The following is a 14,696-nucleotide window of genomic DNA, read 5'->3' on the forward strand; positions in this document are numbered from 1 at the left end:
CGCGTAAACGTAGATCGCCGCGCCACAAAGGAGGACTGCCAATTTTTGGGCACGCCGCTTGACCCGCCGCCGACGGCCGCCGCGCCGACCGTGCTACCACGACCATGGAGATCGACTAAATATTATTGCGCTGGCTAATCATATGAATGTCGGCCTCCCACCTTTAAATTCACCGTGAACATATCTCCCAGCTGTGGAATTCCAAGACCCGGGAGGCCGGTACCCGGCTTAATTCTCACCATGATTGTTATCCGGATCCCGGCATCGCCGCAGCCCCGGGCAGCTGCGGGGACGTTCAGCTTTATTGGCTGAGGTGTATCTCTCGCGTGACCGAATCGCGACGGCGGCGAAGCAGGCTCTTCTCTTATGACGGTGCTGGTTGGGCTCGCCCTGATAGCGGCCCTGTGCACCGGCTTTCAGCTGGGCCGACGCAGCGGGTCCCGGCAGCCGTCGTGGCGGAAGCGGACCTCGCGAGTCGCCCTGGGCAGGCTCACAGCCAGCCTGGTCGTGCTGGTGGTCGCCCGACGGATCCAGCGAATGGTGATCTCGCAGCGCGCACTGCCCGCCGTCGCAGGTCTATGGGGACACCTACCGACCGCGGATCTTCACCGGCTTCGGGGCCGTCCCGCACGGCGGCCGCTCCGGCACAGGTAGCGCCGCGCCTACAGCCTGCCGGCGACGAAATCCGCCGCCTGGTTGGCCATCCCAGCCTGGATGTACGCGTTAGCCAGGTGCTGCGGCCAGTTCTCTTTCCATGTGTTGGGGTCGGCGGGGTTACAGACCGGGTCTGCGCCGTGACAGAGTTCGATGGTCCGGTCGTTGTAAAGGGGGCTGAAGTTGGTGATCGGTCCGACCCACTGACTCCCATTGCCGAACAGGGCGACCGCGGCAATGTGCTGGTCGGTGCCTTCGGGTAGGGGGCTGTCGAATCCGAATGCTGACATCGGCACCGCGAGAACCACATCGGTCACAGCCGCACCGAGTGAGTAACCACCGAGCACAAGACGGGTGTTGGGGCAGTTGTTCACCATGTATTGGATGTGTCGGCTCATATCATTGGCGCCGATATCGACCTCGGTGTCGGCCGGGTACTTCACAGCGTAGGTGCCCATGCTCCGCCCGCCCATCTTGGAGCTGAGCGAATTGATGAACGCATTGCCGAGGGCGCCCGGTCCCGCTGATTCGAATCGGCCGCGGGCGAAGACGACTTCCACTTGTGGGCAGTTGGCGGCGATCGCATACCCTGCCACACCGGGAGTGCCTGCCGGCAGCACCACAACGGCGAAGAGCAACGCGGCACACGTCGCGATCGCCGCTAGACCGCGTTCTGCCGATTTCCGGGTAACTAGTTGGCGCACAGCACATCATGGTAGCGAGTGATCTGCGGCCGCGCGCCCCTTACAACCATGTTCGATCTGTACTGCCGGCACCTGATTTTTCGCCCGCCGGCAGCGATACTTACCTGGTGAACGATGACGGGACCCCGGCAGTGGAGTTTCTTCGCGAAGTCGGCCCAATCGCTATGGCGCACAGGGGTTTTACTTCGTTCAAGTACCCGATGAACAGCATGGCCGCATTCCACGCGGCGGTGCAGCTCGGGTTTCGCTACATCGAGACCGACGTACGTGCGACCCGCGACGGCGTTGCGGTGGTCCTGCATGACCGGCGATTGGACGAAGCCTGCGGCGTGGGGGGCGCGATCGACGAATTGGATTGGCGCGAGGCGCGTACGGCAGACCTGGGCGCGGGGGAGTCGATACCCACTCTGGAAGATCTGTTGACTGCCCATCCCAGTATCCGAGTCAACATCGATATCAAGGTCGCGTCGGCTGTGCAGCCCACCGTCGACGTCATCGAGCGGATGAACGCGCACGACCGAGTGTTGGTGACATCGTTCTCCGAGCGCCGCCGCCGGCGGGCTTTGCGGTTGCTGTCGAGGCGGGTGGCCAGCGCGGCCGGAACGGGCGCAGTCCTGGCGGTCCTAGCAGCCCGGGCACCGCGCGATCAGGGATATGCCTGGCGGCTCATGCGCGACAGCGACTGCGTGCAGCTACCGTCACGACTCGGAGCGGTGCCTGTCATCACACCGGGCCTGGTGCGCACGGCGCACGAGATGGGCCGTCAGGTGCATGCCTGGACGGTCGACGACCCGACGGAGATGGCTGCACTTTTCGATATCGGGGTCGACGGCATCATCACCGATCGCGCCGATCTGCTGCGCGAGGTGCTCGTGTCCCGAGGCCAGTGGCGGCACGGCTGATCGTACGCAGAGAACTACCGTACTAAGGGTCGCCACGATTCAAACGACCCCGGAATGCCCGCCAGCGGGAATCGGTATCGGCATGGGCACATCAGTCGTGGCAACCATCACCGCCTCCGAGCTAGGCCGCCGGCTCGACGCGCCCGCCCCGCCGCGCGTTGTCGATGTGCGTACCCCGGCCGAATTCGAGACCGCGCACATCGCCGGTTCCGCTAGCGTCCCGCTCGATGTGCTTGACCGACACCTGTCCGCGATAGCTCCTCATCTGACCGAATATCTTGTGCTGGTGTGCAAGTCGGGCCCGCGCACCGCAAAGGCCGAACGACAGCTGCGCGACGCGGGCGGACCCGGCTCCCGCTAAGTAGTCGTTGTGCAGATGCGTTTCCAGAACATCGGTGATGCTTGCGGAGCGCTCACCGAGCACCTGCGTCACCCGGTCGATGTCGCGCTGCGGATCAATGACCACAGCCGCGTGGTCGTCGGCCACCACATAACTGCGGTCGACCAGACTCGACGTCTCGATAAACTCCACACGCACACCCATGATCATCAGATACCCCCGGCCCGCTGCCAGGTCGTGCGGCGCGATCGCCGACAGCACCACCAGCTGGGGTCGGATTGAATTCTCAACGATCCCAACGCGCGGTTGCTACCATCGCGCGGTGACCGAATCTGCCTCATCCGGTGGCCCTCGTCACCTGTCCCGACGCGCCGTGTTCGGCTATGCCCTGGCGCCGGTATTGCTCGGTGCGCTCGCAGCCACGGCTGAAGCGCCCAGAGCGTCAGCCGGCAGCGGTCAGTTGATCGACTTCGCCTTGCAGAGAATCCCGGCTGAGGAGATCAAGGCGGCCGGTTATGAGGGCGTGGTGAATTATGTGTCCGAGTCGCGTCCGGGGATGAACTTCGAGGCGAAGCCGATCACCCGCCAGTACGCCGATTCCCTGCGCGCGGCGGGTCTGCACATTGTCAGCAATTTCCAGTACGGCAAGCCGGGCGGATCCGCGCCCTCCGATTTCACCCGCGGCTACGACGGCGGGGTTGCCGATGCGCAGACCGCCCTGGCGTTGCACAACGCGGCCGGGGGAGGAACTTCGGCGCCGATTTTCTTCAGCGTGGACGACAACATCGACCAAGGCACCTGGAACAGCCTTGCGCTGCCGTGGTTTCGGGGCATCAACTCAGTGCTCGGCGTGAGCCGCACCGGGATCTACGGGCATTCCCGCGCATGCGGCTGGGCCATCAGCGACAACGTGATCGGGAACTCGACCACGCCGGGTCATCGGTGGGCCTGGCAGACCAGGTCCTGGTCCAACGGAGAGCGCGAACCGGCTGCGGTGCTGTACCAGGGAGTGGTCAACGGTCCCTTATTGGCCGGGACGCAGATTGACATCGACGACGTCCTGGCGGCCGACTACGGGCAATGGGATCTCGCCCGCTAGCAGCACTGATCGGCGCAGTCGGCATCGTCGCGTTGTCGGCTTGCGGTTCGGCACCTCCGTTGGCGAAGGCGCCGCCGCAGATTGAGTCGATAACCGTCGCCGCGTCGACCATCACGCCTTCGCCGGCAACCCCATCGACGACCACGACCCGGACGGGGGTTTACGGCGATCCCGCCGCGGCCGCCAAATACTGGCAACCCCAGTCGCTCGAGGACAACTGTGGGCTGCTTTCGGTGGCGGACGTAGTCGGCGAGATCACCGGTCATGCGCCGACCGAACAACAGGTGATCGCGCTGGCGGTAAGCACACCGTCGGGAACCAACCCCGGTCCCATCTATGCACCGGTGAACGACCCGAGCCACGCGAACGGCACCGGCGGCATCGAAATGGCCGACGAGGTGGTGCTTCTCAAGCATTACGGCATCAAGTCGGTGATGACCGAAGCCACGACGCATCCGGATCAGACCGGGCTGCCCGCGCTAAGGCGGTACCTCACCGAGAATCGCAAGATCATTGCCTGGGTCAATTCCGCCGTCATCTGGAACACCAGCGACCAGCGCACCGCAGCTGACCATTTCCTGGTCGTCACCGGTATCGACACCAACACCGACGTCGTTCATCTCAATGACCCGGGGGCCGATCACGCGGACGAACAAGTTTCGCTCGCCACTTTCGCCGCGGCCTGGCAGACCGGCACCGAGTCGATCGTCGTCACTGCTGCCCCGTGAACCGAGAACGCCCCGCGAGCGCACGACTCGCGGGGCGTCCTGGCTGACGCGGATTACTGCAGGTCGAAGCGATCGTTGTTCATGACCTTGACCCACGCCGCGACGAAGTCCTCGACGAACTTCCCGTGGTTGTCATCCTGGGCGTATACCTCGGCGAGCGCGCGCAGCACCGAGTTCGAGCCGAATACAAGGTCATTCGCGGTAGCTGTCCACTTGAGTTCGCCGGTTGCCCGGTCGTGGCCCTCGTAGACGTTCTCGGAGTTCTTCGACGCTTTCCACTCGGTTCCCATGTCGAGCAGGTTGACGAAGAAGTCGTTCGTGAGCTTGCCGGTCTGGGTGGTGAACACACCGTGCTTGCTACCGCCGTGGTTGGCGCCGATCGCACGCAACCCACCGACGAGCACCGTCAACTCCGGCCCGGACACGCCCAGCATGTACGCCCGATCCAGCAGCAACTGCTCGAGCGGAGCCTTCTCGCCGGGATGGAAGTAGTTGCGGAACCCGTCTGCGCGAGGCTCGAGCACCGCGAACGACTCTACGTCGGTGCTCTCCTGGGTGGCGTCGGTGCGGCCGGGCGCAAAGTGCACCGAGATCTCATAACCCGCGTCCTTGGCCGCCTTCTCCACGGCGGCGGAGCCGGCCAGCACGATCAGGTCAGCCAGCGAGATCTTCTTGCCACCGGCGGCGGCATTGAAATCCTGCTGGATCTGGGTGAGAACCGGCAGCACCTTGTCCAGCTCGGAGGGCTCGTTGACCTCCCAACTCTTCTGCGGTTCCAGCCGCAGCCGTCCGCCGTTGGCGCCGCCGCGCTTGTCGGTGTTGCGGTAGCTGGCCGCTGCTGACCACGCCGTCTTGACCAGTTGCTGAACCGACAGGCCCGACGCCAGCACCTTGGACTTCAGCGCCGCGATGTCGCTTTCGTCGACCAGCTCGTGGTCGACCACCGGGACCGGGTCCTGCCACAACTGCGGCTCGGCAATCCACGGCCCGCGGTAACGGCTGAGCGGTCCCATGTCGCGGTGCAGCAGCTTGTACCACGCCTTGGCAAAGGCCACCGAGAGCTCCTCGGGGTGTTCCAGCCAGCGCTGGGTGATCTGCCGGTAGATCGGGTCCTCGCGCAGCGACACGTCGGTGACCAGCATGGTCGGGTTGCGCCCCGGACCGCCGAACGGGTCGGGAATGGTGCCCGCGCCGGCTCCGTCCTTCGCGGTGAACTGCCATGCCCCGCCGGGGCTCTTGGTCAGCTCCCACTCGTAGCCGTACAGGGTCTCCAGGAAGCTGTTGTCCCACTTCGTCGGGGTCGGCGTCCACACCACTTCCAGACCACTGGTGATGGCGTCCTTGCCGCTGCCGGTGCCGAAGGTGCTCTTCCAGCCCAGCCCCTGCTGCTCGATCGGGGCACCCTCGGGCTCGGGGCCGACGGGGTCGGCGCTGGCACCGTGAGTCTTGCCGAAACTGTGGCCACCCACGATGAGCGCGGCGGTCTCCTCGTCGTTCATGGCCATCCGGCCGAACGTCTCGCGGATGTCGCGGGCCGCGGCGACCGGATCCGGCTTGCCCTCGGGTCCTTCGGGATTGACGTAGATCAGCCCCATCGTCGTGGCGCCGTAGGGTTGCGCGAGGTCACGCTCGCCCGAGTAGCGCTTGTTGGTGCCCATCCATTCGTCCTCTTCGCCGAAGAGGATTTCTTCGGGTTCCCAGACATCCTCGCGGCCGAATGCGAACCCGAAAGTCTGAAAGCCCATGTCTTCCAGGGCCACGTTGCCGGCCAGCACCAGCAGGTCGGCCCAGGAGATCTTGTTGCCATGCTTCTTCTTGACGGGCCACAACAGCCGGCGCGCCTTGTCCAGACTGGCATTGTCCGGCCAGCTGTTGAGCGGTGCGAACCGCTGCAATCCTTGTCCGGCGCCGCCGCGTCCGTCGAAGATGCGGTACGTGCCGGCCGCGTGCCAGCTCATGCGAATGAAGAAGCCGCCGTAGTGGCCGTAGTCGGCCGGCCACCAGTCCTGTGAAGTCGTCATCACGGAGACCAGATCCGCCTTGAGCGCATCGACGTCAAGCTTGGCGAACTCCGCGGCGTAATCGAAATCGTCGCCGAGGGGATTGGCCTGCGGCGAGTGCGGGTGCAGCTTCGACACGTCGACCTGGTTGGGCCACCAGTCCTGGTTGGTGCGAGGTGCATCGGACTTCGGAGTGGGCGACGGGATGGCCGGGTTCTCGCTCTCGCTGGTGCTCGCCGACTCGTTGGCGTGCGGAGGTCGGCTCTCGGATGTATCGGACGACACAGCATTCCTTCCGGGTTATCTGAAACGGGCTGTGATCACGGGTGTGATCGGGAATCAGTACTCGAGCAATCGGGGCACAGGCCCCAGTAGATGACTTCGGCCTCGTCGAGGACGAACCCATCCAACACGTTGTTGTCGTCTGATGGCGTCAGACACGGCGTATCCCCGACGGCGCAATCGACATCGCCGATGACCCCGCAGGATCTGCACACGACGTGGTGATGATTGTCGCCGACCCGCGATTCGTACCGTGCCACCAAGCCGGAGGGCTGCATACGCCGCACCAGACCGGCCGCAGTCAGCGCATTGAGCACGTCATACACGGCTTGCCGGGACACGTCGGGTAACCCGACTCGTACGGCGGAGAAGATCGTGTCGGTGTCGGCATGCGGATGGGCATGAACCGCCTCCATCACTGCAATCCGCGGCCGCGTTACCCGCAAATCGGCCATTCGCAACTGCTCGGCGTGATCCGAGGACACATGCCAATCCTCCGCACTTATCTGGAGTCAGTCAAGAGTTTGCCGGAAGCCAAATGCACTACCAGCGCAGGTAATTTTGAGACCGACCCAGTCACCGAACGCCGGGGAGTCCATGGCTGCTCAGCATGTCCACTGGACGCCGTCGGGCGTCCGGTTACGACTCCACGGGCGTCGTGAAGGCCCGCTGAACTGGCTCTTCCTCCCAGGCGGTCCGGGTATCGGATCGGAGTCGCTGGAAGAACTGGTCGACGCCGTCGCGGCGTGTGGATGCTCGTGGCTGGTCGACCTGCCCGGCGACGGTTCGAACAGGAACGCTCCCGGCGCCACGGCGGATCCCTACCGGCGGTGGCCACAGGTACTAATCGAAGCGGCTCAGGCCGTCGAGCATCCGGTTTATGTCGGACATTCCACGGGCGGCCAATATTTGCTGGCGACTCCTGCGTTGGCCGGGCTGCTCGCGGGCATGGTGCTGATCAGCACCGCTCCCGACGCATCGTGGATCTCGGTCTACGAAGAGATGACCGCCAATGACCCGTTGCCGGGTTTAGACCTTGCGGCCGCCCGATACGAGGCGGACGCCACCGACGAACACCTGCGCGACGTTGCGCTCCGATCGGCGCCGTGGAACTTCACCGCCGACAGTCTTGACGCCGGAACCGAACTCCTGGGCCGGATGCCATTCAACGTCGACGCCGTGCGGTGGTCAGCGGATCATTTCGACCGTGACTACCGACTGGCCTGGTGGCCCACCACATTGCCGACCCTGATCCTCAGCGGCTCGGCGGACCGGATCGTCACGCAGTCGCTGTGGCAGCCCGAGCGGTTTCACCACAACAATGTGCTCTGGCGGGTCATATCCGAGGCGGGCCACTTTCCCTGGATCGAGCAACCCGCCGCGGTGCGCGACGCGTTCACCGAATTTTCACGAAGCCTCGGCGTCAATCCGTGACCGAGCGCTCCAAACTGGCCAGCGACGCGCTGAGGTAATCCTCCGGAAACGGCGGCATCCCGCCGATCTGGTCACGGAACGCCTGTGGCGTGGCCGTCCAGTCGTAGATGAGCGTCACGCCCGTGCGGTTAGCGACCGGGGCGAGTTCGTACCGCCAGAACCAGCCACCGCCGGCATGGTTGCCCGCGTTGTCAAGCCGGCCCGGCATCCACGCGATGACACGGTCCGGGTCGAATTCGGTGACCAGATTGTGCGTGACATAGTGACCGCCGGCCGCCTCGAGGTACATGTTCATGGTGAAGATCTGGCCGGCGCCGGTAATGCGTTCGGGGTTCACCGCGTCACGAACCCAGTCGGTGGGTTCGGTGTCGCGGTGACGGGCCGGGTCGGACAGCACGGCGAAGATTGCGGTCGGCGTGGCGGAGATGGTCCGGGTAGCCACGAAGCATTCGCTACTCATTCTTGTTCTTGGTCCTTCGGTCCGTAGGCGCTGGCGATGTCGAGCGAGTCCAGCCACCCGGAGTAGGTGGGCTTCGACGGCCATCCGGGCGGTGAATCGAGCCATTCCTCCTGGCGCCCGAAGGGCAGGATGTCGATGAGCGCAAAGGAGTGGCTGAGCTGTTCGGTTCCGCGACCGTTAGTGTGCCAGGTGCGGTAGACGGCGTCACCATCGCGCAAGAACACGTTGACCGCGAAGCCGCCGCCGGGCGGTGCGTCCATGTCCGTGCCGAAGGAACTCTCCGACGACGAATACCACTGCATCCGATTTCCGACCCTGCGGCGATACGCGAGCGCCTCGTCGATGGATCCGCTGGTGACGATGACGAACCGCGCGTCGTAGTTGTCGAGAAACTCCAGCCGAGTGAACTGCGACGTGAATCCGGTGCAGCCGCTGCACTGCCACTCAGCACCCGGGGACCACATGTGGTTATAGACGACGAGCTGCGAGCGGCCGTCGAACACGTCCGCGAGGCGGATCGGCCCGTCGGCGCCGATCAACATGTAGTCGGGCAACGCCACCATCGGTAATCGGCGCCGCTGGGCGGCGATCGCGTCCAGTTCCCGAGTGGCAGCCTTCTCGCGCCTTCGCAGGGCATCGAGCTCCGCGCGCCAGGTCTGTTGGTCGACGATCGGCGGCATGGCCTTGTGCATGAGATCCACCTTCTGTATTGACGCTTGTCTGTTGATGTGTTCGGTCGGTCTATAGGTGTGACTCACCGGAGTCCCGAAACTCATCGTCGAACTCGAATCACGCGGGGCGGTGTTTTCTTTCCGGTCCGACGGGTAACCAGGTAGCCGCCGGCGTCGGGCATGCCGGACTCCCTTCGGAGCTCAGGCGCCACGAAAGGCATTTCTCGCTTGTCTCAGCACTTGAAGCCGCACTTTGACGACGTGCAGGCACATTACGACTTGTCCGATGACTTCTTTCGGCTGTTCCTGGATCGGACCCAGACGTACAGCTGCGCGTACTTCGAGCGCGACGACATGACGCTGGAGGAGGCTCAGCTCGCGAAAATCGACTTGTCGCTAGGCAAGCTCGGACTGCAGCCCGGCATGACATTGCTCGACGTCGGGTGTGGCTGGGGCGCCACTATGCGCCGCGCAATCGACAAGTACGACGTCAATGTCATCGGCCTGACCCTTTCCAAGAATCAAGCCGCGCATGTGCAGAAGACGTTCGACGCAATGGATACCCCGCGCAGTCGCCGCGTGTTGCTGCAAGGCTGGGAACAATTCACCGAGCCCGTCGATCGCATTGTCTCGATCGGGGCGTTCGAACACTTCGGCCACGACCGCTACCAGGATTTCTTTTCGCTGGCTTACAAGCTCTTACCGACTGACGGTGTCATGCTGCTGCACACAATCACCGGTTTGACCCGTGCGCAACTCGCCCAGAGCGGCCTGCCTATCTCGATGCGTCACATCAAGTTCGCGAAATTCATTGTCACAGAGATCTTTCCGGGTGGCCGGTTGCCGGATACCGAGATCGTCGCCGACTTCTCGGAAAAGGCGGGTTTCCGGCTGACCAGACGCCAATCGCTGCAGCAGCACTACGCCAAGACCCTCGATCATTGGGCCGCAGCGCTCAAGGCCAGCCGGGACGAGGCCATCACAATTCAGTCACCAGAGGTCTACGACCGGTATATGAAATATCTGACCGGCTGCGCCGATCATTTCCGCACCGGCTATATCGACGTCAATCAGTTCACGCTGGAAAAGTAACCGTCCTCGATCCGGGGGCAATTCCACCGGTGTTTGAGAATGCACGCTGCGGTCTATAGATAGCTACGTCTCCCAACTTCAGAAAGGGCTACCGATGAAACCCCTCGCACCTGCCGCGATTGTCATCGCCGCGTTGATGTTCAGCGGATGTTCGGCGTCGAAGGTGATCAATACCGGTGGCGACACCAAGTGCAAAGACTTCACCACCCAGGACGAGAAGAAGCAGAGCGAGGAGGTCAGCAAGATGCTCAAAGACAAGAGCGGCGCCGAGCCCACCTCGCTGGAGATCAGCGCGACCCGTCTCTCGGCACAGACGTACTGCCAGACTTTGGGCAAGCCGGACAGCAAGATCTCCGAGGCCCCGCACGGCTGACCGACAGGGCTTCTGGACAGCCGGACGGCTGTCCAGAAGGACCCCTGTCTCATTAACGCCAGCAAGGACGCCGACCAGCCTTGGACCACGCCTGCGGCGAGCGATAGGTTCAGCTGATGAGCGATGACGACACCGGCTCCACCGCGCGCCTGTTCGCGCTTGCCGAGCAGGTGCGCGGCTTTATGCCCGGCGACGAAGGGCAGACCCTGTACGCCGCCGCGCTGCGCTATCTCGACGGCGGTGTCGGCGTGGAGATCGGCACGTACTGCGGCAAATCCGCCCTGCTGCTCGGCGCTGCCGCGCTGCAGCGCGGCAGCGTGGTCTACACGATCGACCACCATCACGGATCCGAAGAGCATCAGGCCGGTTGGGAGTTTCACGACTCTTCGCTCGTGGACGAGGTGACCGGGCTTTTCGACACGTTGCCGACGTTCCGCCGTACCCTCGACGCCGCCGGACTCGACGACCACGTTGTGGCGATCGTGGGCAAATCACCGATCGTTGCCCGCGGATGGCGCTCGCCACTGCAGTTGCTGTTCATCGACGGTGGTCACACCGAGGCCGCCGCTGCGCGCGACTTCGAGGGATGGGCCAAGTGGGTGGTCGCCGGTGGTGGTCTGGTTATTCACGACGTGTTTCCCGACCCTGATGACGGGGGTCGCGCGCCGTACCAAATCTATTGTCGCGCTTTAGCTTCCGGCCAGTTCCGGGAGGTCGGCGCGACCGGTTCGCTGCGGGTGCTGGAACGCACCGGCGGCGAGGCCGGCGAGCCGGTCGATTAACGGCCAGGTCCGGCTGTAACGCATTCGCAGTCGAAATCGGTCTGCAGACCCGATGGCAGCGCGTGTCCGCGAAATATCCCACTGCCCGGCGTGGTGCCGGACAACGCGTCGGCTGCCAGGATCATCGCCGCACCCGTCCATGTGGTGCGCTCTTCCGGCCAGCGCTTGCCGTCGGCGAACACCAAACCAGTCCAGTAGGACCCGTCGCCGTCACGCAGATGCTGCATCGCGCCGAATTGCCGGTACGCCGCTGAACGGTGACCGATGGCGTCCAGGGCCATCACCAGTTCGCACGTTTCCGCTCCGGTGACCCAGGGCCGGTCGACCACACAGCGGATGCCCAGATCGCCCACCACGAACTCGTTCCAGCGCTGCCGAATTCGCGCCGCGGCGGCCGGCCCGCGCAACGCGCTCGCGAGGATCGGGTAGTACCAATCCATCGAATAGCGGTCCTTCTCGGTGAACGCTTCAGGATGGGCGACGATAGCGTGACCCAACCGTCCCAGCGCCAGTTCCCATTCCGGTTGCGGTTCCCCGATGAGGGCAGCAAGTGCCAGCGCGCACCGGATGCTGTGGAAAATGCTGGCGCACCCGGTCAGCAACGCTTCCGCCAGAGGCCCGGCTTCGCTTCGAGCCCAACATATTTCACCATAGCCGACCTGCAAGTCGATGACGAAGTCGATCGCCCTCTGCACCACCGGCCACATCATGGCCGCGAACGACTCGTCGCCGGTGACCAACACGTGGTGCCACACCCCGGTCGCGACATAGGCGCAGAAGTTGCTGTCGCTGTTGGCATCCTCGATGACGCCGGCCCGAATCTGGATCGGCCACGAGCCGTCCGGCCGCTGCATTCGACGGCACCAGTCGAAGGCGGCACGCGCGGGTTCCAACAGACCCGCCGCGGTAAGCGCCATGGCGCTTTCCACGTGGTCCCACGGATCGGTGTGCCCGCCGGCAAACCAGGGGATCGCGCCCGACGATTCCTGGGCGGCCGCGATGGAGATCGCCGTCTGCCGGCACTGCTCGGGGGTCAGAACCCCGGCGACACCCGGCGCATTGTCATCCCAAAGCAACTGAATACCCTTGCACAGCAGGACTTTGCACCGATCCGGGCTTGGTGAAGTACATGGCGACACTCTTGCCCACTAGCGGATTCAGCACGCTCTCCGCCAACCGGGTGATTTTCGGCCGCTGCATGAGATCCCACACCAGCAGCTTGTGGTAGGCAGTCACGGCCGGATGGTCGTTGTTCGATGGCCCTATCGCGCATTTGAGCCACCAGAACGGCGAGTGCAGCGCATGGGCATGATGCGTGTGCATCAAATCCATTCCGCGGCCAGTGATTTTGTCGCGTAGCACACTGGCCCGGTAAACCCGCACATGGCCGCCCTCGTTGCTGTGGTACTCCTCGGACAGTAACCAGCACACCCGCTCCGGTAGCCACCGCGGCACGCTGACCGCCAGAACACCGCCGACTTTGAGCACCCTGACCAGCTCAGCGATGGCCGCATCGTCTTCGGGAATATGCTCCAAGATCTCCGAGGCGATCACGCAGTCGAAAGTTTCGTCGGCGTAGGGGAGATTGAGTGCGTCGCCACGAACTACCTTCGCCGAGGCCGCTTTCGGAGCCTCGCCGGCCTCGGCCATTGCGCGCAGCAGGGTGTCCACCGATCGTAGTTCGGCGGCATCCTGGTCGAATGCGACCACATCCGCACCTCGTCGATATGCCTCGAAGGCATGCCGACCCGCGCCACAACCCACGTCAATGACCTTGGTCGAGGGCCCGATTCCGAGCCGGTCGAAATCGACTGTCAGCATTGCGGCCCGCCCTCGGCTGCCCGCCGCTGAATCGCCTGCTGGTAGACACGTACGGTCTGGGCGGCCACCGCGTCCCAGCTGAACACGTTGACTGCACGGCTGCGCCCGGCCGCGCCCAGGCTGCGTCGGCGCTCCGGTGAATCCAGGAGCTTTCCAAGCGCGTGAGTCAGGGCGTCGACGTCAGCGGCCGCCACCAACTCGGCGCAGGCACCATCTGTTCCCAGGACTTCGGGCAGCGCACCCACTCGGCTGGCGACGATGGGTGTCCCACTCGCCATTGCTTCGACCGCAGGCAGCGAAAAACCTTCGTAGAGCGAGGGAATACACGCCACTTCGGCCGATGCGAACAGCGCGGCCAGCTCGGCATCGGGTAGTCCGCTGGCAATGTGGACGATGTCGGAGATGCCGAGCTCGGCGATGAGCTTATGGGTCGGGCCGTTGGTTTCGACTTTGGCGACCAACCGCAATTCGAGGTCTCGGCTGGTGCGCAGTTTGGCAACGGCGTGCAACAGGGTACTGACGCCCTTGAGCGGAGTGTCCGCGCTGGCGATCGCCATCACCCGGCCGGGTTGCCGTGGCGATGAGCCCGGCTTGAACAGTTCCGTGTTCACCCCCAACGGCACCACATGCAATTGCCCGGGCGAGACGCCGAAGTCCGCAACTATGTCGGACGCCGACGACGAGGAAACCGTTAGCAGGTCAGGGATCTGGCGCGCCACCTGCTTCTGCATGCTGGAAAACCCATACCAACGGTGCACCAACGGTTTTCGCCACCACTGCGCGGCAGCGAGATCGAGCAAACGGTCGCGCGTGATGGGGTGGTGCACGGTAGCCACCACCGGCATGCCGGCCGCGGCGATGGTCAGCAGCCCACTTCCCAAGCTCTGATTGTCGTGCACGACATCGAAATCGCCAGCCCGGTCCGCCAATAACCGCGCTGCCCGGAGGGTGAAGGTTCGCGGCTCGGGAAATCCAGCGGTCCACATGGTGGCCAGTTCGAGCAGATCGATGGAGTCGCGGATTTCACTCGGCCGGGGCACCCGGAAGGGGTCCGGCTCGCGGTAGAGGTCGAGGCTGGGGACCTTCGTCAGCCGAACCCGCGGATCGAGCAATTCTGGATAGGGCTGGCCCGAGAACACCTCGACCTCGTGGCCGAGGTCCACTAGGCCGCGGCTGAGGTGCCGCACGTAGACACCTTGCCCACCGCAATGGTCTTTACTCCGGTAAGACAGCAGCGCAATTCGCATATTCAACCCTTCGCCGCCAGGGATCGACCAGCAAGAGAGGAGAAAGGCGCCAATCTCATCGCTGTCAACGCGCTGTCGAACGGCAGGACAGCAAACTGGACATGTGT

Annotated in this window: 16 protein-coding genes and 1 pseudogene; 8 read left to right on the top strand and 9 right to left on the bottom strand. The window is 64.2% G+C overall.

All coding sequences use genetic code 11. From position 1 onward, the window contains the following. Positions 1-662: 662 nt before the first annotated feature. Positions 663-1,358: a cutinase family protein gene (locus tag JX552_RS16740; RefSeq protein WP_205873176.1), complete on the bottom strand. Its 696-nt coding sequence runs from the start codon at positions 1,356-1,358 to the stop codon at positions 663-665. Positions 1,359-1,489: 131 nt separating this feature from the next. On the opposite strand from JX552_RS16740, the gene JX552_RS16745 reads away from it, so the two are divergent. Together JX552_RS16745 and JX552_RS32430 are read left to right on the top strand one after the other, a co-directional pair. Next, complete coding sequence (locus JX552_RS16745; protein WP_205878495.1) at positions 1,490-2,260, top strand: glycerophosphodiester phosphodiesterase family protein; 771 nt, start codon at positions 1,490-1,492, stop codon at positions 2,258-2,260. A gap of 82 nt (positions 2,261-2,342) precedes the next feature. Then, complete coding sequence (locus JX552_RS32430) at positions 2,343-2,621, top strand: rhodanese-like domain-containing protein (protein ID WP_241011161.1); 279 nt, start codon at positions 2,343-2,345, stop codon at positions 2,619-2,621. Here JX552_RS32430 and JX552_RS32435 read toward each other — a convergent pair. After that, positions 2,613-2,798 (bottom strand): annotated as a pseudogene (locus JX552_RS32435) (MBL fold metallo-hydrolase); the annotation flags it as partial. The gene JX552_RS32430 and the pseudogene JX552_RS32435 overlap by 9 nt on opposite strands. 124 nt (positions 2,799-2,922) lie before the next feature. On the opposite strand from JX552_RS32435, the gene JX552_RS16755 reads away from it, so the two are divergent. Next, on the top strand, positions 2,923-3,699 hold the full coding sequence (locus JX552_RS16755; protein ID WP_241010593.1) for a DUF1906 domain-containing protein: 777 nt from the start codon (positions 2,923-2,925) through the stop codon (positions 3,697-3,699). Continuing rightward, on the top strand, positions 3,681-4,427 hold the full coding sequence (locus tag JX552_RS16760) for a C39 family peptidase (RefSeq protein ID WP_205873179.1): 747 nt from the start codon (positions 3,681-3,683) through the stop codon (positions 4,425-4,427). The genes JX552_RS16755 and JX552_RS16760 overlap by 19 nt, the downstream gene beginning before the upstream one ends. 53 nt (positions 4,428-4,480) lie before the next feature. On the opposite strand, the gene katG is transcribed toward JX552_RS16760, so the two are convergent. Together katG and JX552_RS16770 are read right to left on the bottom strand one after the other, a co-directional pair. After that, entirely contained in the window at positions 4,481-6,712 is a 2,232-nt protein-coding gene (gene katG / locus JX552_RS16765) for a catalase/peroxidase HPI (protein WP_205873180.1), read from the bottom strand. A gap of 35 nt (positions 6,713-6,747) precedes the next feature. After that, on the bottom strand, positions 6,748-7,164 hold the full coding sequence (locus JX552_RS16770) for a Fur family transcriptional regulator (RefSeq protein ID WP_431195987.1): 417 nt from the start codon (positions 7,162-7,164) through the stop codon (positions 6,748-6,750). Positions 7,165-7,306: 142 nt separating this feature from the next. Here JX552_RS16770 and JX552_RS16775 point away from each other — a divergent pair, with 142 nt between their 5' ends. Continuing rightward, entirely contained in the window at positions 7,307-8,143 is an 837-nt protein-coding gene (locus JX552_RS16775) for an alpha/beta fold hydrolase (RefSeq protein ID WP_205873182.1), read from the top strand. On the opposite strand, the gene JX552_RS16780 is transcribed toward JX552_RS16775, so the two are convergent. Both JX552_RS16780 and JX552_RS16785 read right to left on the bottom strand, forming a co-directional pair. After that, positions 8,133-8,603: an SRPBCC family protein gene (locus JX552_RS16780; RefSeq protein WP_205873183.1), complete on the bottom strand. Its 471-nt coding sequence runs from the start codon at positions 8,601-8,603 to the stop codon at positions 8,133-8,135. The genes JX552_RS16775 and JX552_RS16780 overlap by 11 nt on opposite strands. Then, positions 8,600-9,295, bottom strand: coding sequence for a DUF899 domain-containing protein (locus tag JX552_RS16785; protein WP_205873184.1), 696 nt, complete (start codon positions 9,293-9,295; stop codon positions 8,600-8,602). The genes JX552_RS16780 and JX552_RS16785 overlap by 4 nt, the downstream gene beginning before the upstream one ends. Before the next feature lie 207 nt (positions 9,296-9,502). Here JX552_RS16785 and JX552_RS16790 point away from each other — a divergent pair, with 207 nt between their 5' ends. The 3 genes from JX552_RS16790 to JX552_RS16800 all read left to right on the top strand — a co-directional run bounded on the left by JX552_RS16790 (position 9,503) and on the right by JX552_RS16800 (position 11,521). Beyond that, positions 9,503-10,366 (top strand): cyclopropane mycolic acid synthase family methyltransferase, encoded by an 864-nt coding sequence (locus JX552_RS16790; protein WP_277395991.1) that lies wholly within the window; start codon positions 9,503-9,505, stop codon positions 10,364-10,366. Between the two features lie 94 nt (positions 10,367-10,460). After that, complete coding sequence (locus JX552_RS16795) at positions 10,461-10,739, top strand: hypothetical protein (RefSeq protein WP_205873186.1); 279 nt, start codon at positions 10,461-10,463, stop codon at positions 10,737-10,739. A 116-nt stretch (positions 10,740-10,855) separates the two neighbouring features. After that, positions 10,856-11,521: a class I SAM-dependent methyltransferase gene (locus JX552_RS16800; protein ID WP_205873187.1), complete on the top strand. Its 666-nt coding sequence runs from the start codon at positions 10,856-10,858 to the stop codon at positions 11,519-11,521. Here the strand turns inward: JX552_RS16800 and JX552_RS16805 are convergent. The 3 genes from JX552_RS16805 to manT all read right to left on the bottom strand — a co-directional run bounded on the left by JX552_RS16805 (position 11,518) and on the right by manT (position 14,589). Then, positions 11,518-12,438: a prenyltransferase gene (locus JX552_RS16805; protein WP_241011162.1), complete on the bottom strand. Its 921-nt coding sequence runs from the start codon at positions 12,436-12,438 to the stop codon at positions 11,518-11,520. The two genes, JX552_RS16800 and JX552_RS16805, sit on opposite strands and share 4 nt — an antisense overlap. 145 nt (positions 12,439-12,583) lie before the next feature. Then, positions 12,584-13,342 carry a class I SAM-dependent methyltransferase gene (locus tag JX552_RS16810; RefSeq protein ID WP_205873189.1) on the bottom strand — a complete coding sequence of 253 codons (759 nt, stop codon included), beginning with the start codon at positions 13,340-13,342 and terminating at the stop codon, positions 12,584-12,586. Then, positions 13,336-14,589 (bottom strand): MMP alpha-(1->4)-mannosyltransferase, encoded by a 1,254-nt coding sequence (gene manT, locus JX552_RS16815; RefSeq protein WP_205878496.1) that lies wholly within the window; start codon positions 14,587-14,589, stop codon positions 13,336-13,338. The genes JX552_RS16810 and manT overlap by 7 nt, the downstream gene beginning before the upstream one ends. Positions 14,590-14,696: the final 107 nt, after the last annotated feature.

The organism is Mycobacterium gordonae, from assembly GCF_017086405.1.
GTDB classification, from domain to species: Bacteria; Actinomycetota; Actinomycetes; order Mycobacteriales; family Mycobacteriaceae; genus Mycobacterium; species Mycobacterium gordonae_D.